Annotated in this window: 22 protein-coding genes; 11 read left to right on the forward strand and 11 right to left on the reverse strand. The window is 60.1% G+C overall.

Annotated features, from left to right (window positions below):
* The first annotated feature begins 116 nt into the window (after positions 1-116).
* Positions 117-2480, forward strand: coding sequence for a hybrid sensor histidine kinase/response regulator (locus AC3ITA_RS20405; RefSeq protein WP_095944937.1), 2364 nt, complete (start codon positions 117-119; stop codon positions 2478-2480).
* Here AC3ITA_RS20405 and AC3ITA_RS20410 read toward each other — a convergent pair.
* From AC3ITA_RS20410 to msrB, 3 genes are all read right to left on the reverse strand, one after another.
* Positions 2464-2925 (reverse strand): MarR family winged helix-turn-helix transcriptional regulator, encoded by a 462-nt coding sequence (locus AC3ITA_RS20410; protein WP_095944938.1) that lies wholly within the window; start codon positions 2923-2925, stop codon positions 2464-2466. The genes AC3ITA_RS20405 and AC3ITA_RS20410 overlap by 17 nt on opposite strands.
* Positions 2922-3407, reverse strand: coding sequence for a glutathione peroxidase (locus AC3ITA_RS20415; protein WP_056727098.1), 486 nt, complete (start codon positions 3405-3407; stop codon positions 2922-2924). The genes AC3ITA_RS20410 and AC3ITA_RS20415 overlap by 4 nt, the downstream gene beginning before the upstream one ends.
* Positions 3408-3602: 195 nt before the next feature.
* Complete coding sequence (gene msrB / locus AC3ITA_RS20420) at positions 3603-3998, reverse strand: peptide-methionine (R)-S-oxide reductase MsrB (RefSeq protein ID WP_095944939.1); 396 nt, start codon at positions 3996-3998, stop codon at positions 3603-3605.
* A gap of 226 nt (positions 3999-4224) precedes the next feature.
* On the opposite strand from msrB, the gene AC3ITA_RS20425 reads away from it, so the two are divergent.
* Together AC3ITA_RS20425 and htpX are read left to right on the forward strand one after the other, a co-directional pair.
* Positions 4225-5436, forward strand: a complete 1212-nt coding sequence (locus AC3ITA_RS20425; protein WP_007973513.1) for a pyridoxal phosphate-dependent aminotransferase — start codon at positions 4225-4227, stop codon at positions 5434-5436.
* A gap of 314 nt (positions 5437-5750) precedes the next feature.
* Entirely contained in the window at positions 5751-6641 is an 891-nt protein-coding gene (htpX, locus tag AC3ITA_RS20430) for a protease HtpX (RefSeq protein WP_007973520.1), read from the forward strand.
* 181 nt (positions 6642-6822) lie between these two features.
* Here htpX and AC3ITA_RS20435 read toward each other — a convergent pair whose 3' ends face one another.
* On the reverse strand, positions 6823-7479 hold the full coding sequence (locus AC3ITA_RS20435; RefSeq protein WP_095944940.1) for a thiopurine S-methyltransferase: 657 nt from the start codon (positions 7477-7479) through the stop codon (positions 6823-6825).
* A 102-nt stretch (positions 7480-7581) separates the two neighbouring features.
* Here AC3ITA_RS20435 and AC3ITA_RS20440 point away from each other — a divergent pair, with 102 nt between their 5' ends.
* Positions 7582-8349 (forward strand): DODA-type extradiol aromatic ring-opening family dioxygenase, encoded by a 768-nt coding sequence (locus tag AC3ITA_RS20440; RefSeq protein WP_095944941.1) that lies wholly within the window; start codon positions 7582-7584, stop codon positions 8347-8349.
* A 188-nt stretch (positions 8350-8537) separates the two neighbouring features.
* On the opposite strand, the gene AC3ITA_RS20445 is transcribed toward AC3ITA_RS20440, so the two are convergent.
* A complete protein-coding gene (locus AC3ITA_RS20445) occupies positions 8538-10211 on the reverse strand; it encodes a DEAD/DEAH box helicase (RefSeq protein WP_007973525.1) in 1674 nt (557 codons plus the stop codon).
* Between the two features lie 422 nt (positions 10212-10633).
* Here AC3ITA_RS20445 and AC3ITA_RS20450 point away from each other — a divergent pair, with 422 nt between their 5' ends.
* Positions 10634-11425: a crotonase/enoyl-CoA hydratase family protein gene (locus AC3ITA_RS20450; protein ID WP_489278306.1), complete on the forward strand. Its 792-nt coding sequence runs from the start codon at positions 10634-10636 to the stop codon at positions 11423-11425.
* 116 nt (positions 11426-11541) lie between these two features.
* Here AC3ITA_RS20450 and AC3ITA_RS20455 read toward each other — a convergent pair whose 3' ends face one another.
* A complete protein-coding gene (locus AC3ITA_RS20455; protein WP_150673594.1) occupies positions 11542-12297 on the reverse strand; it encodes a spermidine synthase in 756 nt (251 codons plus the stop codon).
* A gap of 150 nt (positions 12298-12447) precedes the next feature.
* On the opposite strand from AC3ITA_RS20455, the gene AC3ITA_RS20460 reads away from it, so the two are divergent.
* Positions 12448-13794, forward strand: a complete 1347-nt coding sequence (locus tag AC3ITA_RS20460) for a class II 3-deoxy-7-phosphoheptulonate synthase (RefSeq protein WP_150673593.1) — start codon at positions 12448-12450, stop codon at positions 13792-13794.
* Positions 13795-13892: 98 nt separating this feature from the next.
* On the opposite strand, the gene AC3ITA_RS20465 is transcribed toward AC3ITA_RS20460, so the two are convergent.
* Together AC3ITA_RS20465 and AC3ITA_RS20470 are read right to left on the reverse strand one after the other, a co-directional pair.
* The gene (locus AC3ITA_RS20465; RefSeq protein ID WP_150673592.1) at positions 13893-15122 is read right to left on the reverse strand and encodes a winged helix-turn-helix domain-containing protein; all 1230 of its coding nucleotides are present in this window, start codon (positions 15120-15122) and stop codon (positions 13893-13895) included.
* A gap of 64 nt (positions 15123-15186) precedes the next feature.
* Positions 15187-15402, reverse strand: coding sequence for a DUF1127 domain-containing protein (locus AC3ITA_RS20470; RefSeq protein WP_046043392.1), 216 nt, complete (start codon positions 15400-15402; stop codon positions 15187-15189).
* Positions 15403-15497: 95 nt separating this feature from the next.
* On the opposite strand from AC3ITA_RS20470, the gene AC3ITA_RS20475 reads away from it, so the two are divergent.
* Positions 15498-16352, forward strand: a complete 855-nt coding sequence (locus AC3ITA_RS20475) for a LysR substrate-binding domain-containing protein (protein WP_095944945.1) — start codon at positions 15498-15500, stop codon at positions 16350-16352.
* On the opposite strand, the gene AC3ITA_RS20480 is transcribed toward AC3ITA_RS20475, so the two are convergent.
* The gene (locus AC3ITA_RS20480) at positions 16342-17076 is read right to left on the reverse strand and encodes a sulfite exporter TauE/SafE family protein (RefSeq protein WP_095944946.1); all 735 of its coding nucleotides are present in this window, start codon (positions 17074-17076) and stop codon (positions 16342-16344) included. The genes AC3ITA_RS20475 and AC3ITA_RS20480 overlap by 11 nt on opposite strands.
* A 125-nt stretch (positions 17077-17201) precedes the next feature.
* On the opposite strand from AC3ITA_RS20480, the gene AC3ITA_RS20485 reads away from it, so the two are divergent.
* The 4 genes from AC3ITA_RS20485 (at position 17202) to AC3ITA_RS20500 (ending at position 20519) form a co-directional block, all read left to right on the forward strand.
* Positions 17202-18158 carry a LysR family transcriptional regulator gene (locus AC3ITA_RS20485; protein WP_095944947.1) on the forward strand — a complete coding sequence of 319 codons (957 nt, stop codon included), beginning with the start codon at positions 17202-17204 and terminating at the stop codon, positions 18156-18158.
* A 67-nt stretch (positions 18159-18225) separates the two neighbouring features.
* Entirely contained in the window at positions 18226-18687 is a 462-nt protein-coding gene (locus AC3ITA_RS20490) for a MarR family winged helix-turn-helix transcriptional regulator (protein WP_095944948.1), read from the forward strand.
* A gap of 364 nt (positions 18688-19051) precedes the next feature.
* Entirely contained in the window at positions 19052-19471 is a 420-nt protein-coding gene (locus AC3ITA_RS20495; RefSeq protein WP_095944949.1) for an organic hydroperoxide resistance protein, read from the forward strand.
* A gap of 34 nt (positions 19472-19505) precedes the next feature.
* A complete protein-coding gene (locus AC3ITA_RS20500; protein WP_095944950.1) occupies positions 19506-20519 on the forward strand; it encodes an alpha/beta hydrolase in 1014 nt (337 codons plus the stop codon).
* Between the two features lie 186 nt (positions 20520-20705).
* On the opposite strand, the gene AC3ITA_RS20505 is transcribed toward AC3ITA_RS20500, so the two are convergent.
* Together AC3ITA_RS20505 and earP are read right to left on the reverse strand one after the other, a co-directional pair.
* Entirely contained in the window at positions 20706-21275 is a 570-nt protein-coding gene (locus AC3ITA_RS20505) for an elongation factor P (protein WP_028619992.1), read from the reverse strand.
* Positions 21276-21323: 48 nt separating this feature from the next.
* Positions 21324-22466: an elongation factor P maturation arginine rhamnosyltransferase EarP gene (gene earP, locus AC3ITA_RS20510; RefSeq protein WP_414928998.1), complete on the reverse strand. Its 1143-nt coding sequence runs from the start codon at positions 22464-22466 to the stop codon at positions 21324-21326.
* Positions 22467-22482: the final 16 nt, after the last annotated feature.

The following is a 22482-nucleotide window of genomic DNA, read 5'->3' on the forward strand; positions in this document are numbered from 1 at the left end:
CCTCGGGCTCGTTCACAGTAATGATGGTGATACAGCGACGAAACACAGCGTCACACAAGCGGCGGCTCCCACAATACAGGCCTCGCGAGAACATCAGCAGGCAGGCATGATCGACTATGCTTGAGCAGCGAAAGGAAACGGAAGTGGTTCACCCCCCCATGGACATCAAATTCACCAACCGGCTGTCATTCAAGCAAGCCCGGCTTACCGTGCTGGTCGGTTTCATTCTGGGTACGCTGCTCAGCCTGCTGCAAATAGGCATCGATTATGCCAGTGAAGACGCCTCCATCAATCGTGAAATCCTTTCATTGCTGGAAATCAGCCACAACCCGGCCTCGCGAATCGCGTACAACATCGACGCCGAACTCTCCAAGGAACTGACCCAGGGCCTGCTGCGCTCGCCGGCGATCATTGGCGCGAAACTGACCGACAACAACGGCACCGTGCTGGCCAACGTCAAGCGGCCCGGCGTGGAAAACGGTTACCGGATGCTCAGTGACTTCCTGTTCGGCGCCAACCGACAGTTCGAAGACCGGCTTTACCTGGATCATATGCCCAACGAATCCCTGGGTACGCTGCGCCTGAGCGTCGACACTTACGCCTTCGGCGACCGGTTCCTGCGCCGGGCCGAAGTGACCCTGCTCAATGGCTTCGCCCGCAGCCTGCTGCTGTCCGGCATCCTGCTGGCGCTGTTCTATGTGATGCTGACCAAACCCCTGGTACGGGTCATCCGTGAACTCAGCGGTCGCGACCCGAGCAGCAACGAATCGACCTCACTGGAGTGCCCCTCCGGGCACGCCAACGATGAGATCGGCGTGCTGGTCAAGGCTGCCAACCAGCAATTCAAGAACATCGCCACCGAAATCCAGCAGCGGCGCAACGCGGAAAACCGCCTGACCGAGTATCTGGGCCAACTGGAAAACATCGTCTCGGCCCGCACTGCCGAACTCAAGGCGATCAACGCCCGGCTGAGCCAGTCCAACGAGGAACTGGAAGTCGCGCGCAGTACCGCCCTCGACATGGCCGAAGCCCGCTCGGTGTTCCTGGCCAACATGAGCCATGAAATCCGCACCCCCCTCAATGGCTTGCTCGGGATGATCGCGCTGTCCCTCGACGGACCGCTGAACCCCGAACAACAGCAGCAACTGTCGATCGCCCATGACTCGGGCAAAGTGCTGGTGGAATTGCTCAACGATATTCTCGATTTGTCGAAGTTCGATGCCGGCCAACTCGAACTCGAACACATCCCCTTCGACCTCGGTTCGCTGATCGAAGACACCGCCAACCTGTTGTCACAGAACGCTGCCCCCAGCGTCGAACTGACCTGCCTGATCGACCCGGATTTCCCGGCACTGGTGCTCGGCGATCCGACCCGGGTGCGGCAGATCGTCAGTAATCTGCTGTCCAACGCGTTGAAGTTCACCCGTTTCGGACGGGTCGACGTGCGCCTGTCGACGTTCGGCGATGGCGTCAGGATCGAAGTGTGCGACACCGGCATCGGCATCCCCCAGGATGCCCAGGTCAAGATCCTCCAGCCTTTCACCCAGGCCGGCGCCGGTATTACCCGACAATTTGGCGGTACCGGGCTGGGCCTGGCCCTGACCTACAACCTTTGCGAAGCCATGCAGGGGCGCCTGACGATCAGCTCCGAGGCGGGGTTTGGCAGCCAGTTCTGCGCGGACTTGCCATTGCCCGGTCATACCCGTGCAATACCTGCTGTTTCGCTCAAGGGCAAAGTCATTGCCATCACAGCCGCCAGCAGCGGGCTGGGGGAAATGTTGAACAGCTTGTTGCCTGTCTGGGGGCTGGACTATGAACGGCGTTCCATCGATGACCCACTGCTTGGCCTGACAGCCGACGTGCTCATCACCGACTGCCCCGAATGCCTGTTCAATCTGCGCCCCAACCTCAGCGCGCCGATCCTGCTGATTACCGCGTATGGCAACTTCATGCCCGGCGAAGAGGTCAACGCCCTCGCCCCCCTGCAACAACAGGCCCGCCCCTTGGCCCGCAATACGCTGCTTCAGACGTTGCGGCGGATCCTGCAACCGCAAACCCACCCGGTCAACGAGGCCCGACTCGACACACAATGCCCGCAACGCCGCGGGAGCGTACTATTGGTGGAAGATAATCCGGTCAACCAGTTGGTGGCCAAGGGCATGCTCGGCAAACTCGGCTGCGAGGTCACCACCGCGGCTCATGGTGGCGAGGCCCTTGACCAGCTCGAGCAACGGGAATTCGACCTGGTGCTGATGGACTGCAACATGCCGGTGATGGACGGCTATGAAGCCAGCCGGCAAATCCGCCGCAGCGGACGCTGGCCTCAACTGCCCATCGTCGCCCTGACGGCCAACGCCATGTCGGAGGAGCGCGAACGCTGTCGTGCCGCGGGCATGAGCGACTACCTGGCCAAACCCTTCCGGCGCGAAGAACTGGCCGCCCTGCTGGACCTGTGGATCCCCCCTACGACAGTGCCTTGATCTGCCCCAACAGGTGATCGAGACCATCGCGCAACTCGTTTAGACGATTCAGATCGACCCCACTGTCGCACAACAGGCGCGCCTTGAGCGGGCCGACCCGGTCGCGCAAGGCCGTGCCGGTTGGCGACAGGCTCAGGTGCACTTCACGCTCATCGCGCGCCGAACGCTGACGCTGCACCAGTTGCAGTTGTTCCAGGCGCTTGAGCAAGGGTGTCAGCGTGCCGGAATCCAGGGCCAGGCGCTCGCCCAATGCCTTGACGGTCGGTTGCTCCGGGGCCGCTTCCTGCCACTCCCACAACACCAGCATCGCCAGGTACTGAGGGTAAGTCAGGCCCAACTGATCGAGCATGGGCTTGTAGGCGCGAATCACCGCCCGGGAAGCCGCGTACAACTTGAAACACAACTGGCTGTCGAGCTTCAGGGAATCGACTGACAAGGTATTCATTTGAGCAGGGCTTCGATCTCGCGGGTCAGGTCCTGCGGCTTGGTCGCCGGAGCGAAGCGCTTGACCAGTTGCCCGTCCTTGCCGATCAGGAACTTGGTGAAGTTCCACTTGATGCCCTGGGAACCCAGCACCCCCGGTGCGCGCTTTTTCAATTGCACGAACAGCGGATGGGCATCGGCACCGTTGACATCGATCTTTTTGAACAGCGGAAAGCTGACACCGAAGTTCAGCTCGCAGAACTCGGAGATCGCTCCTTCGTTACCCGGCTCTTGCTTGCCGAACTGGTTGCAGGGAAAGCCGAGCACCACCAGGCCCTGGTCCTTGTAGGTTTGCCACAGCTCTTCCAGGCCCTTGTACTGCGGAGTGAAACCGCACTTGCTGGCGGTGTTGACCACCAGCACGGCCTTGCCGGCGAAATCCGCCAGGGTCTTTTGCTCACCCTTGATCGTGGTGCAAGGGATGCTCAGCAGGTTGTCGCTCATGTTTGAGGTTCCGAACGAATGGAAGAACCAACAAAATAGCGAGCAATTGAATTGTGTGCAATTTAAATTATCGAACGCCAATCCACTGTAGGAGCGAGCTTGCTCGCAATGGACCAGAGAACAACTCGGGGCACCAGGCTTCCCGCGTTATCGTTGACGACCATCGCGAGCAGGCTCGCTCCTACAGGGCTCGCATTACTCGCGGGGCACCAGTTCCAGGCACACCGAATTGATGCAATAGCGCAGGCCCGTCGGGGGCGGGCCGTCGGGGAACACGTGGCCAAGATGCGCGTCGCATTTGGCGCAGACCACTTCGGTGCGGATCATGCCGTGGCTGACATCGCGGATTTCGGTCATGGCGCTGTCGCCGATCGGCGCGTAGAAACTTGGCCAGCCGCAACCGGAATCGAATTTGGTGCTGGAGTCGAACAGCGGTTCGCGGCAGCAGATGCAGTGGTAGATGCCGTCGGTCTTGGTGGCGTTGTATTTGCCGGAAAACGGACGTTCGGTGCCTTTGAGGCGGCACACGTTGTACTGCTCCGGGTCGAGCATCGCCTTCCATTCTTCCAGGGTTTTTTCCAACTTTTCCATCATCACACCTCAGCGGCTGAAAAAGCCCGATCTGTACCTTTTCCACGGATCGGGCGGCACGTATGATTGCGCCTCGTCAAACGCCAGTCTGGCAGCCAGACCACGCGCATTCAAACGGAAATATGGGTGCTGCATCTCAAGGCGTCAGGCCTGTGTGAATACGCAGGATTCCCAGCACGGTTGCCCAAACGCCGTCTGGATCGTTCATTTTCGGGAACACATCGCCATGCAGGTCAGCAAATCGAACAAGCTCGCCAACGTCTGCTACGACATTCGCGGCCCGGTGCTCAAGCACGCCAAGCGCCTGGAAGAGGAAGGCCATCGCATCCTCAAGCTGAACATCGGCAACCCGGCGCCCTTTGGTTTCGAAGCACCGGATGAAATCCTCCAGGACGTGATCCGCAACCTGCCGACCGCCCAGGGCTACAGCGATTCCAAGGGCCTGTTCAGTGCGCGCAAGGCCGTCATGCAGTACTACCAGCAAAAGCAGGTGGAAGGCGTCGGCATTGAAGACATCTACCTGGGCAACGGCGTTTCCGAACTGATCGTGATGTCGATGCAGGCGCTGCTCAACAATGGCGACGAAGTGCTGGTGCCAGCGCCGGACTATCCATTGTGGACCGCAGCCGTGAGCCTGTCTGGCGGCAATCCGGTGCATTACCTGTGCGACGAGCAGGCCAACTGGTGGCCGGACCTGGCTGACATCAAGGCCAAGATCACCCCGAACACCAAGGCCCTGGTGATCATCAACCCGAATAACCCGACCGGCGCGGTGTATTCGAAGGAAGTGCTGCTGGGCATGCTGGAACTGGCCCGCCAGCACAACCTGGTGGTGTTCTCCGACGAGATCTACGACAAGATCCTCTACGACGACGCCGTGCACATCTGCACCGCCTCCCTGGCGCCGGACCTGCTGTGCCTGACCTTCAACGGTCTGTCCAAGTCCTATCGCGTGGCCGGTTTCCGTTCCGGCTGGATCGCCATTTCCGGCCCGAAACACCACGCCCAGAGCTACATCGAAGGCATCGACATGCTGGCGAACATGCGTCTGTGCGCCAACGTACCGAGCCAGCATGCGATCCAGACCGCCCTGGGTGGCTATCAGAGCATCAATGACCTGGTGCTGCCCCAGGGCCGCCTGCTGGAGCAACGCAACCGCACCTGGGAGTTGCTCAACGACATTCCGGGCGTGAGCTGCGTCAAGCCGATGGGCGCGCTGTATGCGTTCCCGCGGATCGACCCAAAGGTCTGCCCGATCCACAACGACGAAAAGTTCGTCCTCGACCTGCTGCTCTCCGAAAAGCTGCTGGTGGTTCAAGGCACCGCGTTCAACTGGCCATGGCCAGACCACTTCCGCGTCGTGACCCTGCCCCGTGTCGATGACCTGGAAATGGCCATCGGACGCATCGGCGGCTTCCTCAAGTCCTACCGCCAATAAGCGGTCCGTCACCGTGCGACGCCCCGAACGTCGCACGGTGATTCATCCGGCAACATTTGTTTGCATTGCGCCACTGGCAGTCGCTTTTTCGCTGCCGGACAGCGCCTTGCCTGCTCGTGCCTAACAAAGGCGGGGCCTTCGACATGAATTGACTGACAAACACTTCCCGCATACTTGTCGGAAATGCCCTGCAAGCAGCTAGACTGTTGCCGTAGGACACAGTTTGAAATAGTCACCCGGTTGAATACCCCGGTGCAGCACCTTATATACCCCGCAGTACGCTACATCTTTAGCTTGAGGAGATTTCTACAACCATGATGCGCATCCTGCTGTTCTTGGCCACTAACCTGGCGGTCGTGCTGATTGCCAGCATCACCCTGAGCCTTTTCGGCTTCAACGGGTTCATGGCGGCCAATGGGGTTGATCTCAACCTCAATCAGCTGCTGATTTTCTGTGCGGTCTTTGGTTTCGCAGGTTCGCTGTTCTCGCTGTTCATCTCCAAGTGGATGGCGAAGATGAGCACCAGCACCCAGATCATCACCCAGCCACGCACCCGTCACGAGCAATGGCTTCTGCAAACCGTCGAGCAACTGTCCCGCGAAGCCGGGATCAAGATGCCCGAAGTCGGTATCTTCCCGGCCTACGAGGCGAACGCCTTCGCCACTGGCTGGAACAAGAACGACGCATTGGTCGCGGTCAGCCAGGGTTTGCTCGAGCGTTTCTCGCCGGATGAAGTGAAAGCCGTACTGGCCCACGAAATCGGCCACGTTGCCAACGGCGACATGGTTACCCTGGCGCTGATCCAGGGCGTGGTAAACACCTTCGTGATGTTCTTCGCACGGATCATCGGCAATTTCGTCGACAAGGTGATCTTCAAGAACGAAGAAGGCCAGGGCATCGCCTACTATGTGGCGACCATCTTCGCCGAACTGGTTTTGGGCATCCTGGCCAGCGCCATCGTCATGTGGTTCTCGCGCAAGCGCGAATTCCGTGCCGACGAAGCCGGTGCAAACCTGGCCGGCACCGCCGCGATGATTGGTGCCCTGCAACGCCTGCGGGCGGAACAAGGGCTGCCGGTGCACATGCCCGACACCCTGAACGCCTTCGGCATCAACGGTGGCATCAAGCAAGGGTTCGCTCGCATGTTCATGAGCCACCCGCCGCTGGAAGAGCGTATTGATGCGCTGGCTCGTCGTCGCGGCTAAGAGACTTCACGGCAAAAATGAAAAGGCCCGCAGCGATGCGGGCCTTTTTTTGTCTGCTAATTATTGGTGTGTGTGAGGGCCTCATCGCGAGCAGGCTCACTCCTACAGGTGATTTGTGAACGATGCAGACCCCTTGTAGGAGTGAGCCTGCTCGCGATGAGGCCAGAACTGTCGCTACAAATTACCGCGTGGAAACCCGATACACCCGCTCCTCCAGCCGCGTAACACCCGCCTCCAGGAATTTCCCGCTCTCGCTCAACACATCCTGATCTTCCAGGATCTTCAGCGCCCATGAGTCCCCGAACAACCGCAGCACCTCATCATCGAGTACAGCAAACGGCGGGCCGGGCATTTGCGCCTGGTCATAGTCCAGGGTAATCAGCAGTCCAAGGGATTCCTTCGGCAGTATCCGCTTCAAATGGGCGGCATAGCGCTCTCGCATTTCCGCCGGCAGTGCGATCAACGCCGCGCGATCATAAAGCGCGGAGCAATCGGCAACATCACCTGCCGTCAGCTCGAAGAAATCGCCGCACCACAGCTCAATGGAGCCTGCCCGATAGACCTTGAACGGCCCCTGCTCGCTGACGGCTGGATCAAAGCCATGTTCGCTGAAAAACTCCTCGACGGCTTTTTCCGACAGTTCGACTCCCAGGACCTCATGGCCTTGATGGGCGAGCCAGAGCAAATCCAGGCTTTTTCCACATAACGGCACCAACACGCGCGCGCCTTCTTCAAGGCTTAACGCTGGCCAGAACCGTTTCAGATGAGGGTTCACCTGCGGCAGGTGAAAGCCGATCTGGTTCGCCGCCCATTTCTTGTGCCAAAACTCCGGCTGCATAAATAACCCCGAAAATTCGATCAAAACACCCTAAAACTTATATTAGATTTAGATTAATGATCTGACTGAAGATGTTGCATCTTAACTCTCAGGAGCTCATTCATGTTCCCCAGCCTGTACATATCCCACGGCTCCCCCATGCTCGCCCTGGAACCCGGTGCCAGCGGGCCGGCACTCGCTCGCCTGGCGGCCGAAATACCGAAGCCCAAAGCCATCGTGATTGTTTCTGCACACTGGGAAAGCAATGAGTTGCTGGTCAGCGGTAACCCGCAACCGGAAACCTGGCATGACTTCGGCGGCTTCCCCAAAGCCCTGTTCGAAGTCCAGTACCCGGCTCCCGGCGACCCACGACTCGCCGCAGAGGTTGCCGAGTTACTGAAAACCGCTGGTTTTCCTGCACGTATCGACAGCAATCGGCCTTTCGATCATGGTGTCTGGGTGCCTTTATCGCTGATGTACCCGCAGGCAGACATCCCGATTGTCCAGGTTTCGCTGCCCACCCGTGGCGGCCCCGCCCTGCAGACCCGCGTCGGCCACGCGCTGGCCAGCTTGCGCGAGCACGGCGTGCTGCTGATCGGTTCCGGCAGCATCACTCACAACCTGCGGGAACTGGACTGGCATGCCGGCCCCGAGAGCGTTGAACCCTGGGCTCTGGCATTTCGCGACTGGATGATCGAGAAACTCGCCGCGAACGATGAAGCCGCACTGCATGACTATCGCGCGCAGGCGCCGAACGCTGTACGCAATCATCCGAGTGATGAGCACTTGTTGCCGTTGTACTTTGCCCGGGCCGCGGGCGGGCAGTTCGGGGTTGCCCACCTGGGGTTCACCATGGGCGCGCTAGGGATGGACATCTACCGCTTCGGTTAACCCAAGAACCGAGTCGCCCCCATCGCGAGCAGGCTCGCACACAGGGGGGGGATCGCATTCCAATGTGGGAGCGAGCCTGCTCGCGATGGCTGCAACACCATTCGAACGCCGAACACAAATCAACAGACAAAAAAATCCCCGAACCAGTCGGGGATTTTTTATGTTCGATCAATCAGCTCGAGAGCGGATCAATCTTCGCGGTAGCGACGCAGCTTCAACTGCTTGCCGGCAACGCGAGTGTCCTTCAGCTTGGTCAGCAACTTTTCAAGACCATCTTCCGGCAGTTCGACGAGGCTGAAGCTGTCACGCACCTGGATGCGACCGATCGCTTCACGCGCCAGACCACCTTCGTTGAGGATGGCACCCAGCAGGTTCTTGGCGGCGATACCGTCACGCGCACCCAGCGCGGTACGGCAACGTGCACGGCCTTCGCCCAGCGGCATTGGAGCACGACGCTCGCGGTCACCACGCTCAGGACGATCACCGGAACGCTCTGGACGATCGCCACGCGGTGCGTTGTTCGGCACCAGTGGACGTTCTTTCTCGATAGCGGCCAGGTTCAGCGCTTGACCGTTGGTTGCCTTGCGCAGCAGGGCAGCAGCCAGGGCACGCGGGCTGCAACCGATGTCGGCGGTCAGACGATCGAGCAGATCACCGTGAGTCGATTCGGCCTCGGCCACCAGCGGCGACAGGCTGTTGGTCAGTTTCTTGATGCGCGCATCCAGAACGGCTTGAGCGTCCGGCAGGCGAACTTCAGCAACCTTTTGACCGGTTACACGCTCGATCACTTGCAGCATGCGGCGCTCACGAGGAGTCACCAGCAGCAGTGCACGACCTTCGCGACCGGCACGGCCGGTACGGCCGATACGGTGAACGTAGGACTCTGGGTCGTACGGCATGTCAACGTTGAACACGTGAGTGATGCGCGGAACGTCCAGGCCACGAGCGGCAACGTCGGTCGCCACAACGATGTCCAGACGGCCATCCTTGAGGGAATCGATCACGCGCTCACGCTGGTTCTGGGCGATGTCACCATTCAGCGCAGCGGCTTTGTAGCCTTTGGCTTCCAGGGCACTGGCCAGATCCAGGGTCGCTTGCTTGGTGCGCACGAACATGATCAGGGCGTCGAAATCTTCCACTTCCAGCAAGCTGAGAACGGCCGAAGTCTTCTGGTCAGCATGAACCAGCAGGTGAGCCTGCTCGATCGCGGTAACGGTCTGGGTCTTGCTCTGAATCTTGACGTGCTTCGGATCGCGCAGGTGGCGTTCGGCGATGGCACGGATCGATTGAGGCAAGGTTGCCGAGAACAGTACGGTCTGACGGGTTTCCGGCATGGCCTTGAAGATGACTTCCAGGTCGTCCATGAAGCCCAGTTTGAGCATTTCGTCGGCTTCGTCGAGAACCAGGTGGTTCACGGTCGCCAGTACTTTTTCGTCGCGACGCAGGTGGTCGCACAGACGGCCCGGAGTGGCGACAACAATTTGTGCGCCATTACGGATTGCTTTCAATTGTGGGCCCATCGGCGCGCCGCCGTAGACAGCCACAACAGTCACGCCCGGCATTTGCTTGGCGTAGGTTTCGAAAGCGGTTGCAACTTGTAGCGCCAACTCACGAGTTGGGGCCAGGATCAGAGCTTGCGGCTCGCGCTTGGACGGATCAATGCGGTGCAGAATTGGCAGGGCAAAGGCAGCGGTTTTACCGGTACCGGTTTGCGCCTGACCAATCATATCGTGACCGGCGAGAATGATCGGGATCGACTGCTGCTGAATGGCCGAAGGCTCTTCATAGCCGGTAGCGACTACTGCAGCGACAATATTTGGATGAAGTTCAAGAGCGGCGAAGCCGCCGATTTCCTGGGTCATGGGTCTGCCTCTAAGTGCATCCGCAAAGACCCATGCTCCAAAGCTGCACATGCCGTGTTGAGACTCAAGAGTCGCCCTGGCAGCTTTGTCGGCGGGGATTTGCGAAAACGAATGAATGAAAAGAATCGTCAAGGAAGAGTCCGCTGGGCGGACGTGCAGCCGAAGCTGGCTTCGGGGAATTGCGCTACCTAAACGCGGCCCGGTTAAAGGCCGGCGCGCACTATACCGGAATTCGCCCAAAAAGGGAGCTTTTTTTATCGGAAATCCACCGAATACACCGTTGTGTAACAGGCTTTGCGAATAATCGGTCAGCCGTCTATTTTTCAAAGGCCCGGCCTTGCGGGTGATGGCGCTAAAACGGTTCACCCTTTGCCGTGCAGACCGCCGGTCTGGCACGCCTTTCCCACCCTGAGGATCGCTCCATGAATCAGCCCTGCCCCAGTCGAGTCAGCCGCGAACGGCATGGTCATGTGTTCCTGATCGGTCTGGATCGGGTGGCCAAGCGCAACGCCTTCGATCTCGACCTGCTCAACGCGTTGAGCCTGGCCTATGGCGAGTTCGAAGCCGACAGCGAGGCGCGGGTGGCAGTGGTGTTCGCTCACGGCGAGCACTTCACCGCCGGGCTCGACCTGGTCAATGCCAGCGTCTCACTGGCAGATGGCTGGCAGGTTCCGCCCGGCGGCTGTGATCCGTGGGGGGTGTTCGCAGGCCCCAGGGTCAGCAAACCGGTGATCGTCGCCGCCCAAGGCTACTGCCTGACCATCGGCATCGAGTTGATGCTGGCCGCCGACATCAACCTGTGCGCCAGTAACACCCGGTTCGCGCAGATGGAAGTGCAACGCGGGCTCTTCCCGTTCGGCGGCGCCACCCTGCGCCTGCATCAGGTATCCGGTTGGGGCAATGCCATGCGCTGGTTACTGACCGGTGATGCATTCGACGCCCGTGATGCCTTGCACCTGGGCCTGGTGCAGGAAGTCATGGCCAGCGAGGATCTACTGCCCCGGGCGATTGAACTGGCCGAGCGGATCGCCCGCCAGGCACCGCTTGGGGTGCAGGCGACGCTGATGTCTGCGCGACAGGCCCGGTATGAAGGGGAAATCGCGGCGGCACAGGCGTTGCCTCTGATGGTCAAGAAGTTGATGGCCAGCGAGGACGTCAAGGAAGGTGTGCGGTCGATGGTGGAGCGGCGGCCTGGAGTGTTCAAAGGGCTTTAGCCTTGTATTGCCAGTTGGAAAGCTATCGCGAGCAAGCTCGCTCCTACAGTGGATATTCGGTGTTCACAAAACCCTGTGGGAGCGAGCCTGCTCGCGATGGGGCCATCACTGACAACTCAGGTCGCCGGACGAATACACTTGATCAACGACTCCAGCGAATACCCCAACCGTGGCGCCAGCACTTCGGCGCGGGCGATCAGGCCGTCCATGTCCAGTTCCTGATCCAGCTCCGACGGCACGATCAGGATCACGTTGCCCTCCTTCACCGGCAGCTCCCAGTAATGTCGGTGATACAAACCGCGCAACAAGGCGGCGCCCAGGGGTTTGCCATCGTCGGTAGCCCACTGATTGATGATCAGCCAGCCCCCCGGATTCAATCGCTTCTGGCAGTTTTCCAGGAAACTCCAGGCCAGATGCCCGACGCCCGGGCCGACATCGGTATAAAGGTCGACGAAAATCAGGTCCGCCGGCTCAGCGGTGTCCAGCAGCTCCAGCGCATCGCCAACGCGGATGTACAGGCGCGGATCGTCATCCAGCCCCAGGTACTCGATGGCCAGGCGCGGTACGTCGGGGCGCAGCTCGATGGCCTCGACATCTTCCAGCGGCAGGAACTTGAGGCAGGCCTGGGTCAGCGTACCGGCACCGAGGCCGAGGAACAGCGCGCTTTCCGGCTGCTCATGGCACAGCGCGCCGATCAGCATCGCCCGGGTGTAGTCGTACTCGAGCCAGCTCGGATCCGCCGTGAACACGCAGCTTTGCTCGATGGCATCACCGAACTCGAGAAAACGGTAATCGGCCACTTCCAGTACACGAATCACGCCGAACTCGTCCTGTACCTCGGCGAGCAGATGCTCGACGCGCTCCTCAGTCATTTCATCTCCTGATCGTCACCGGGGCCGGCAACGCAATAACACCGCGTGTAGAGAGCGGCAAAGGCGAGATTGTCGGCGAAGCGACGGGAACAGGTCACGCACTAATTTGCTGATAACATGGACGTCCGAGCGAAAACACTAGAGACCGTGATGAGCCAACCCTGGAGCCCTGACAGCTGGCGCGCCCTGCCGATCCAGCAACAACCCCGATACCCCGATGCCGCGCATTTGCAGCGGGTCGAGCAGACCCTGGCCAGCTATCCGCCGCTGGTGTTTGCCGGCGAAGCCCGGGAGTTGCGCCGTCAGTTTGCCGAGGTGACCCAGGGCCGCGCGTTTCTGTTGCAGGGTGGCGACTGCGCGGAAAGTTTCGCCGAATTCTCCGCGGCGAAAATCCGCGACACCTTCAAGGTGTTGTTGCAGATGGCGATCGTGATGACCTTTGCCGCCGGCTGTCCGGTGGTCAAGGTCGGGCGCATGGCCGGGCAGTTCGCCAAACCCCGTTCGGCCAATGACGAAACCATCGATGGCGTGACCCTGCCCGCCTACCGTGGCGACATCGTCAACGGCATCGGTTTCGACGAAAAAAGCCGCGTGCCAGACCCGGAACGCCTGCTGCAGTCCTATCACCAGTCCACCGCCACCCTGAACCTGTTGCGCGCGTTCGCCCAGGGCGGGTTTGCCGATCTGCATCAGGTGCACAAGTGGAACCTGGACTTCATCGCCAACTCGGCACTGGCGGAAAAGTACAGCCACCTGGCCGACCGCATCGATGAAACCCTGGCGTTCATGCGCGCCTGCGGCATGGACAGTTCGCCGCAGTTGCGCGAAACCAGTTTCTTCACCGCCCACGAAGCGTTGCTGCTGAACTACGAAGAAGCCTTCGTGCGTCGTGACAGCCTGACCAACGATTACTACGACTGCTCGGCTCACATGCTGTGGATCGGTGATCGCACCCGCCAGCTCGACGGTGCCCACGTCGAATTCCTGCGCGGGGTGAACAACCCGATCGGGGTCAAGGTCGGCCCGAGCATGAACCCCGACGACCTGGTTCGCTTGATCGACGTGCTCAACCCGGACAACGATCCGGGCCGCCTGAACCTGATCGCGCGGATGGGCGCGAACAAGGTCGGCGATCACTTGCCGCAGCTGATCCGCGCCGTCCAGCGTGAAGGCAAGCAGGTGCTGTGGAGTTCCGACCCGATGCACGGCAACACCATCAAGGCCAGCAGCGGCTACAAGACCCGCGACTTCGCGCAGATCCTTGGGGAGGTGAAGCAGTTCTTCCAGGTGCACGAAGCCGAAGGCAGTTATGCCGGTGGTATCCACATCGAAATGACCGGGCAGAACGTGACCGAGTGCATCGGTGGTGCGCGGCCGATCACCGAGGATGGCTTGTCGGATCGCTACCACACCCATTGCGACCCACGGATGAATGCCGATCAGTCGCTGGAGCTGGCGTTTTTGATTGCTGAGACTTTGAAGCAAGTCCGGCGTTAAATCGCGTCACCCCTATCGCTAGCAGGTTAGCTCCCACATGGGTTTTGTGGACGACACAGATCCAGTGTGGGAGCCAGCCTGCTGGCGATCAGGCCAGATCAGTCACCACCGATTTGGGACAATGCCACCCGCAAACGATCCGCACTCGCCCGCGGGCAATTCATCTGAACCTGTGCCAGCTCCAGCCAACCCGCCATCTGCCGCAGGTTGACCGCCAGCGCCAGCATCCCCTCGTCATCCAGCCCCGGCTCTTCCTCGTGCACCGCATGCACCGCCAAACGGCCAGCCACCCGTTCGGCGCGCAGGTCCACCCGTGCGGCAATCCGTTCGTTGTGCAAAAACGGCAGGACGTAATAGCCATACACCCGTTTGTCCTGTGGCGTGTAGATCTCCAGCCGATAGCGAAAATCAAACAACCGCTCGGTCCGGCTGCGCTCCCAGATCAGCGAATCGAACGGTGAAAGCAAGGCACTGGCGGTGACTTTGCGCGGCACTTTTGGCTCGGGCAGGCAATAGGCCGGTTGTCGCCAGCCCTGGACTTCGCAGATCAGCAATTCACCAGCCTCGACCAACTCGGCCAAATGTGGGCGACTGTCCGCAGGGTTCAAGCGGAAATAGTCACGCAAGTCCTTCTCCGTACCGACCCCCAAGGCCGTTGCCGCATGCCGCAACAGGCCGCGCTGAGCGTCGTCTTCACTCAGAACGGGGTGCGCAAGAACTGCCCGGGGAATCACCCGCTCCGGCAGATCGTAGAGCCTTTCGAATCCGCGCCGTCCGGCAACGGTCACTTCACCGGCCGCGAACAACCATTCCAGCGCATGCTTTTCCGCGCTCCAGTCCCACCAGGGGCTGGCCCGTTCCTGACGGGTCGACAGACTTCCGGCACTCAACGCGCCCTGCTCCTCGACCGAAGCCAGCACCCGGCGAATGGTGTCTTGCTGTTCACGGCCAAAACGCGCCAGTTGCTCATAAATATCTTCGCCACGGCTCGCACGCTGCATGCGCCAACGCATCAACGGGTACATGGAAAGTGGCAATAACGAGGCTTCATGGCCCCAATACTCGAACAACGTACGGCGCCGGCCCTGACTCCAGGCAGCCTGGTCGAGCAAATCGGAGGAATAATTGCCGAGGCGGGAAAACAGCGGAAGATAGTGCGAACGCACCACTGCATTGACCGAATCGATCTGCAGAACGCCCAGCCGTTCGATCAGCCGATTGAGCGCAATAGCCTTGATCGCCGCTGGCGGCGACCGCCCGTTGAACCCTTGGGCGGCCAGCGCCAGACGCCGAGCCTGTTTGAGGGTAAAGGACAACGTTGCGGGCATGAGCGTCTCCTTGTCTGCTCGCAACCTACCTCACCGGTAAGGGGTTTGTGTAGCGTGGCATTCATCATTTATGCATCGGATCATTCCAGAACGGTTTGATCGACTCGTTCTCCACATCCGCACGGCTCATGCCGATGTCCTTGAGTGCTTCGTCGCTCAAGCTCGCCAGCAGTTCGCGCTCGCGATGCAGTTCGTACCAGCGGCCGACCTTGTGCAGCAGATCGGATATCACGTGAATCGAGTGTTTTTCTGATCCGTGGAACTCGTGTTGACCTTTCATCTTGTTGCCCTCCGTTTGGATGACTCCAGTCTCGCGCCGGGTCTAAGATCAATCCAACGAATGTTTCTGATGTCACATATCTCGGAGATTGATGGATGTCCGCCTACCCGAGTATCGATACCGAAGTGCTGCGCACCTTCGTCGCCATCGCCGACCAGGGCGGCTTTACCCGCGCCGGCGAAATGGTCAACCGCACCCAGTCAGCCGTCAGCATGCAGATGAAACGCCTGGAAGAAGATGTGCTGCAGCGCCAGTTGTTCCAGCGCGACGGGCGGCAAGTGCGGCTGACAGCCGAAGGCCAGGTGTTGCTGGGCTATGCGCGGCGCATCCTCAAGTTGCACAGTGAGGTGTTCAATACCTTGCGTGAGCCCGACATGGTTGGCACGGTACGCATCGGCACGCCGGATGATTATGTAATGCGATTCCTCCCGGGGATTCTGCGCCGGTTTGCCCAGTCTTACCCGCTGATTCAGATAGAAGTGCACTGCGAATCATCAAAACAACTGTTGATGCGCCAGGACCTGGACCTGTCCATCGTTACTCGCGAACCGGGCAGCGAAATCGGCCAGTTGTTGCGCAAGGAACGTTTTGTCTGGGCCGAGGCGCAATGCTACAGCGCTCATGAGCAGACGCCGCTGCCACTGGCGATGTTCAACAGTGATTGTTTCTGCCGTCTGTGGGCCTGCAACGCCCTGGACGCCCGGGGGCGCGATTACCGGGTGGCGTACAACAGCGACAGCCTGTCGGCGATCATGGCGGTGGTCAGCGCCGGCCTGGCCGTCACGGCGCAGCTTGAAAGCCTGATCACCGCGGACATGCGCATCCTCGGTGAGGCCCAGGACCTGCCGCTGCTGCCCGAGGCCAGCATCATGCTCGTGCGCAACCTGCATAACCCGTCACCCATCACCGAGTGCCTGGCCGAGCACATCGTCGAAGGCTTCAAACTTTGAAGGCGAGCATCACCGCACAGAACACCAGAAACCCGCAAAACAGCCCGCGCAGCAGCCGCTCCGGCAAAGCGTGGGCAATCTTTACGCCCCAACTGATGCTCATCAGCCCGCCGACCGCCAAGGGTAAGCCGATCACCCAACTGACCTGATGGTGCGCGGCGTAAGTCACCAACGTCACTCCCGTACTCGGCAAGGCCAGCGCCAACGACAACCCCTGCGCAACCACCTGGCTGGTGCCGAACAGACTGGTCAGCACCGGTGTCGCCACCACCGCGCCCCCCACGCCGAACAACCCGCCCATCGTACCGGATGCGGCGCCAAGCAGGCCCAGCCAGGGCCATGAGTAGTTCATCTGCGAGGCCGCCGGGGCGCTGGCGGCGAACATGCGAACGAGGTTGTACGCCGACAGAGCGATCAGAAACGCGACAAAGCCTATGCGCATGGTTTGCGCATCAATGCCCACCGCCCAGATCGATCCGAGCCAGGCGAAGCAGAACCCCATGATGGCCAGCGGTAATGCGTGGCGCAGTTCGATCCGGTTGCGCTGATGATAGCGCCACAGCGCCAGCATCACGTTCGGCACCACCATCACCAGCGCTGTGCCTTGGGCAATCTGCTGATCGAGCCCGAACAGCACGCCCAGCAGCGGAATGGCGATCAGGCCGCCGCCGATGCCAAACAACCCGCCGAGCGTGCCCAACGCAGCGCCGAACATCAGATACATCAAGAACTCAATCACAGCCTTTCCCCGTTGCCGTCAGGCCTTTGATCCTACGCAGTTGCTTCTGGCGCGGAAACGCACAGCATCGCACAATGGCTGTGCCAAATTCGCACAAGCGCAAACCTGCCATGAACCCCAATCAACTGACCGACCAACTGGCCTTGTTCCTCGACGTACTGGAAACCGGCAGTTTTTCCGCCGCCTCGCGCCGTCATCCGCTGACCCCTTCGGCCGTGGCACGGCGTATCGACAGCCTGGAAAGCGCGGTCGGCAGTCAGTTGTTCCTGCGCAGCACTCATGCGGTACGCGCCACCCCGGCGGGACTGGCCTTTGCCGAGCGCGCACGGCGGATTGTCGCCGAGTTGCGCCTGGCCCGGGCCGAGGCCGTGTCCCTGAGCTGCGCGCCAGAAGGCCTGATTCGTATCGATGCGCCGGCAGCCTTTGGTCGGCGGCACCTGGCACCGGTAATTGCCGACTTCCTGATGCTCTACCCCGGGCTCGATGTGCAGTTGCACTTGATCGACAGCTTCGTCGACATGCAGGGCCTGAACCTCGGCAAGGTCGATCTGGTGTTGCGCGCCGGGCAATTGGCTGACACCCGGCTGGTGGCCACACCACTGGCGAGCATCGTGCGTATCGCCTGCGCCAGCCCTGATTATTTGCGGCGTCGCGGCGTGCCGATCGAGCCGTCACGGCTGATGGAACACGACGGACTCGACTGGGATGGCCTGGCCCCGCCCTTCGCCTGGCGTTTCGAGCGCGACGGGCAAATGCAGTTGCACCGGCCGGCACGGATCCGCATGAGCGCCAACAATGCCGAGGCACTGGTGTGCGGCGCATTGGCCGGACTGGGTATCGCGCATCTGCCGACCTGGCTGGCCAGCGAGTACCTGCTGCGGGGTGAGTTGCTGCCGCTGTTCTGCGACAGCGGCCTGCCGAAACCGGAAAGCGCCGGCATCTACGCCTTGCGCCTGGAACAGCAGCCCAACTCCCGCAGTCGTTTGTTGCTGGAGTACCTGAAAACCCGCTTCAGCCCGATTCCGCCCTGGGATCTGGTGCTGCAAACCCATCTGCAACGGCACTGATCAGAATTATCTGGCGCATTAAAGATTCGCCCGCTAGATTCTTGAGATCACAGATCAAGGCTTCGACATGACCACCGAGCGCAACACTCCGGACAACTGCGACAACCTGCTGCTGGACAATCAGGCCTGCTTCGCCCTGCATTCCACATCGCTGATGATGACCAAGGTCTACAAACCCTTGCTGCAAGCGCTGGGCCTGACCTACCCGCAATACCTGGCGATGATGGTGCTGTGGGAAAGGGACGGTTTGACCGTAGGTGAAATCAGCACGCGGTTGCTGACCGATCCTGGCTCGTTGACGCCACTGCTCAAGCGCCTGGAAGCCGAAGGCCTGCTCAGCCGGACCCGCAGCCGCGAAGATGAGCGGGTGGTGATCGTCGAACTTACCGAACAGGGCCGGGCCTTGCGCGACAAGGCCCGTGATGTTCCCCAGTGCATCCTTGGTGCCAGCGGGATGACCGTGGAGCGCCTGCAAAAGCTGCAAGCGGAGCTGCAGGAGCTGCGTCGCCACCTGCAAGACAGCCTCTAATTTCAAGGCCAGCACAGCCCCCTGTGGGAGCGAGCCTGCTCGCGATTGCGTTGTGACATTCAGCCTCTACGTTGACTGACACACCGTAATCGCGAGCAGGCTCGCTCCCACATTTGTTTTGCGCCAGGCCGAAAAATAGGGTTCAGCACCTGTTTCTGAAAAAAATCCTTGCTGAAAAAATCCTCCTCGATAGCTCTAGCTCAACACTTCCAACCAAAACCGCCCCACAGCCTTTCGTTTTTTTCAAATGTCTTTGAAAATTTATATTGCGCACTAAACATTTGCGCGATACATTCATTTCGCACTTACTTAGCGCGCAAACATTTAGCGCAAAACAAACCAAATCCCAAACGAGGCTTTCACCATGCAAACTCTCTATACCGCAATCGCAACTTCCACCGGTGGCCGTGACGGTCGTGCGGTTTCCAGCGATAACATCCTCGACGTCAAGCTCGCCACGCCGAAAGAACTCGGCGGTGCCGGCGGCGCGGCCACCAACCCTGAGCAACTGTTCGCCGCCGGCTACTCCGCCTGCTTCATCGGTGCCCTGAAATTCGTGGCCAGCCAGACCAAGCGCAGCATCCCGAACGACGCTTCGATCACCGCCCACGTCGGCATCGGCCAGATCCCCGGCGGCTTCGGCCTGGACATTGACCTGCACATCAGCTTGCCGGGTCTTGAACAGACCGATGCACAGGCACTGGTCGATGCGGCCCACCAGGTCTGCCCGTACTCCAACGCCACCCGTGGCAACGTCGATGTGCGTCTGCACGTAACCGTCTAAGCGTTGACTACCCAGGCCCGAACAGGAAATGAACATGAACACTTTCAGCAAAGTCTTGACCGGCACCCTTCTCGCCCTGTCCATCAGCAACGCGTTCGCAGGTACCGGGGTTGAACACAACACCCAGGCATTCCTCGACGCTCTGAACGCCGGCACCGGCAAGCCGATGGAACAAATGACACCCGCCGAAGCCCGCGCCGTGCTGGTGGGCGCCCAAGCCGGGGTGAAGCTGACGCTGCCAAAAGCCGATGTCAGCCAGAAGACCATTCAAGTCGACGGCCAACCGATCAGCCTGACCATCGTCCGGCCAGCCGGGGTCAAGGGCGAGTTGCCGGTGTTCATGTTCTTCCACGGCGGTGGCTGGGTGCTGGGGGACTTCCCGACCCACGAGCGGCTGGTGCGTGACCTGGTGACGGGCTCGGGTGCAGCGGCGGTGTTCGTGAACTACACGCCGTCACCGGAAGCGCATTACCCGGTGGCGATTAACCAGGCTTACGCCGCGACCCGATGGGTGGCCGAGCACGGTAAAGAGATCAACGTCGATGGCCAGCGTCTGGCAGTAGCCGGCAACAGCGTCGGCGGCAACATGGCGGCTGTGGTTGCGCTGATGGCCAAGGACAAGGGCACACCGGCGATCAGGTTCCAGGTGCTGTTGTGGCCGGTGACTGATGCCAACTTCGAAACGGCGTCCTACAACCAGTTTGCCGAGGGGCACTTCCTCACCAAAAACATGATGAAGTGGTTCTGGGACAACTACACCACCGACGCCAAACAACGGAACGAGATCTACGCCTCACCACTGCGCGCAACCACCGCTCAGTTGAAAGGACTGCCTCCAGCGCTGGTGCAGACCGCCGGAGCCGACGTGTTGCGCGACGAAGGCGAAGCCTACGCCCGCAAACTGGACGAGGCCGGTGTGCCGGTGACCTCGGTTCGCTACAACGGCCTGATCCACGACTACGGTTTGCTCAACGTGGTAAGCCAGGTGCCAGCGGTGCGTTCGGCGATGCTGCAGGCGTCTGAAGAACTGAAACAACACTTGAAATAACACCGCCCAACTGTAGGAGCGAGCCTGCTCGCGATGGACGCCCAGACAACGCGGGCATTCAGGAAGCCCGCGTTATCGTTAACGCCCATCGCGAGCAGGCTCGCTCCTACAGGAGAACTGGATGTTACATCCAGGCACAAAAAAGCCCGACTCAATGGTCGGGCTTTTTCATTCCTCAAGCGGTGCTTATTTGGCACGGCCTTTGTAGGAACCGCCTTCGCGGGTATCGATCTCGATCTTGTCACCGATTTCGATGAAATCAGCAACTTGCAGCTCAGTACCGTTGCTCAGCTTGGCAGGCTTCATCACCTTGCCGGAAGTGTCGCCGCGAGCCGAACCTTCGGTGTAGTCAACTACGCGCACGATGGTGGTCGGCAGTTCTACGGAAACCAGACGCTCTTCGAAGAAGATCGCTTCGCAAACATCGGTCATGCCTTCTTCAACGAAAGGCAGAACGGCTTCGATGTCTTCAGCGTTCAGCTCGTACATGGTGTAGTCGGTGGTGTCCATGAACGTGTAGGTGTCGCCGCTGATGAAGGACAGGGTCGCTTCTTTGCGGTCGAGGATTACGTCGTCCAGTTTGTCGTCGGCGCTGTAAACGATCTCGGTCTTGTAACCGGTCAGCAGGTTCTTCAGCTTGGTCTTCATGATCGCGCTGTTACGACCGGACTTGGTGAATTCAGCTTTCTGAACCAGCCAAGGATCGTTTTCGAGACGAATCACGGTCCCGGGTTTCAGTTCTTTACCAGTTTTCATTGCGAATATCCGAATTTGGATGGGATTTACAAAAATCTAGGCCGCGTATCATATCCAATTTCCATAAAACTGTACCAGCGCCGTGGCAAGATCGGCCCGCAAGGCCTGTTCCTGACACCACGCCTCGGCGTGTTTTTCCAGCTCTGGCCAGTGTTTACGGGTGAATTGCCAGTGGTCGGCTATTTTTTCACCAGCGTTCCACGCGCGCCAGAGACCGCTGATCGCCTCCCGCGCAGGATCAGAAAGCCCTTTTATATAGACTTCGAGGAAGGCCTCGAGTTTGTCCAGATGGATATCTTCTTCCTGCCGGTAGATGTGCCAGAGAAATGGCCGGCCGGCCCATTGGGCGCGCACAAAGGAGTCTTCGCCGCGCACGGCATTGAAATCGCAACACCACAGCAACAAGTCGTACTGGTCCTGGCGGACGAATGGCAGCACTTGCACAGTCAAGGCATCACGCACATGCACGGCACCGGCCGCCAAACCCTCCACACCGAGCCAACGCTCGACGTCGCCGAGAATCCGCCCTTCCGGCACCAGCAGATGAGTAGCCGTAGAATCGCCAGCCATCGCATCGAGCCAACTGGCCAGCCCGGTGTTTTCGTAGGCAAACAATGAGATCAACTGCGCACCGGGAGCACGATCAATCCCCAAACCGTGCAGGAATTCTCTTTGTGCCTGTGGGTTTTGCTGAAATTGCCGACGACGCTCAAGCAACCCGCGCTCACGTAACAACCCGCCAGTGCCCTTCTGGAACCCCGGAAAGAAAAAGAACTTCTGCACGTTTTTGTACTTCACCGAGGGCAAACCGTGGCAGCCGATCACCCAGTCCTCGGCACTCAGGTAGTCGAGGTTCATCCACAGCGGCGGCTTGTCCCGTTCGACCATGGCGTCCATATAGGCGCTCGGCAATTGACAGGCAAAGGCAGCAATCACCACATCGGCGGCTTCGGTCGGCTGCCACTCGGCGGGCCATTGGCGCACTTCGACGTCGTGCTGCCACTGCCGCGCAGCATGGATGTCGATTTCCGGGCACAGGCGCTCGAACGCTCGCAGGTCATCGACCCATAGACGTACCGCCAGCCCATGTTCGGCCACCAGTTGCCGGGCCAGTCGCCAGGTCACGCCGATGTCGCCGAAGTTGTCGACCACGGTGCAAAAAATATCCCAGCGGGTTTTCATTTCAGGCATTCCAGGCTCCCGTTGG

Source organism: Pseudomonas sp. GL_090, assembly GCF_057837765.1.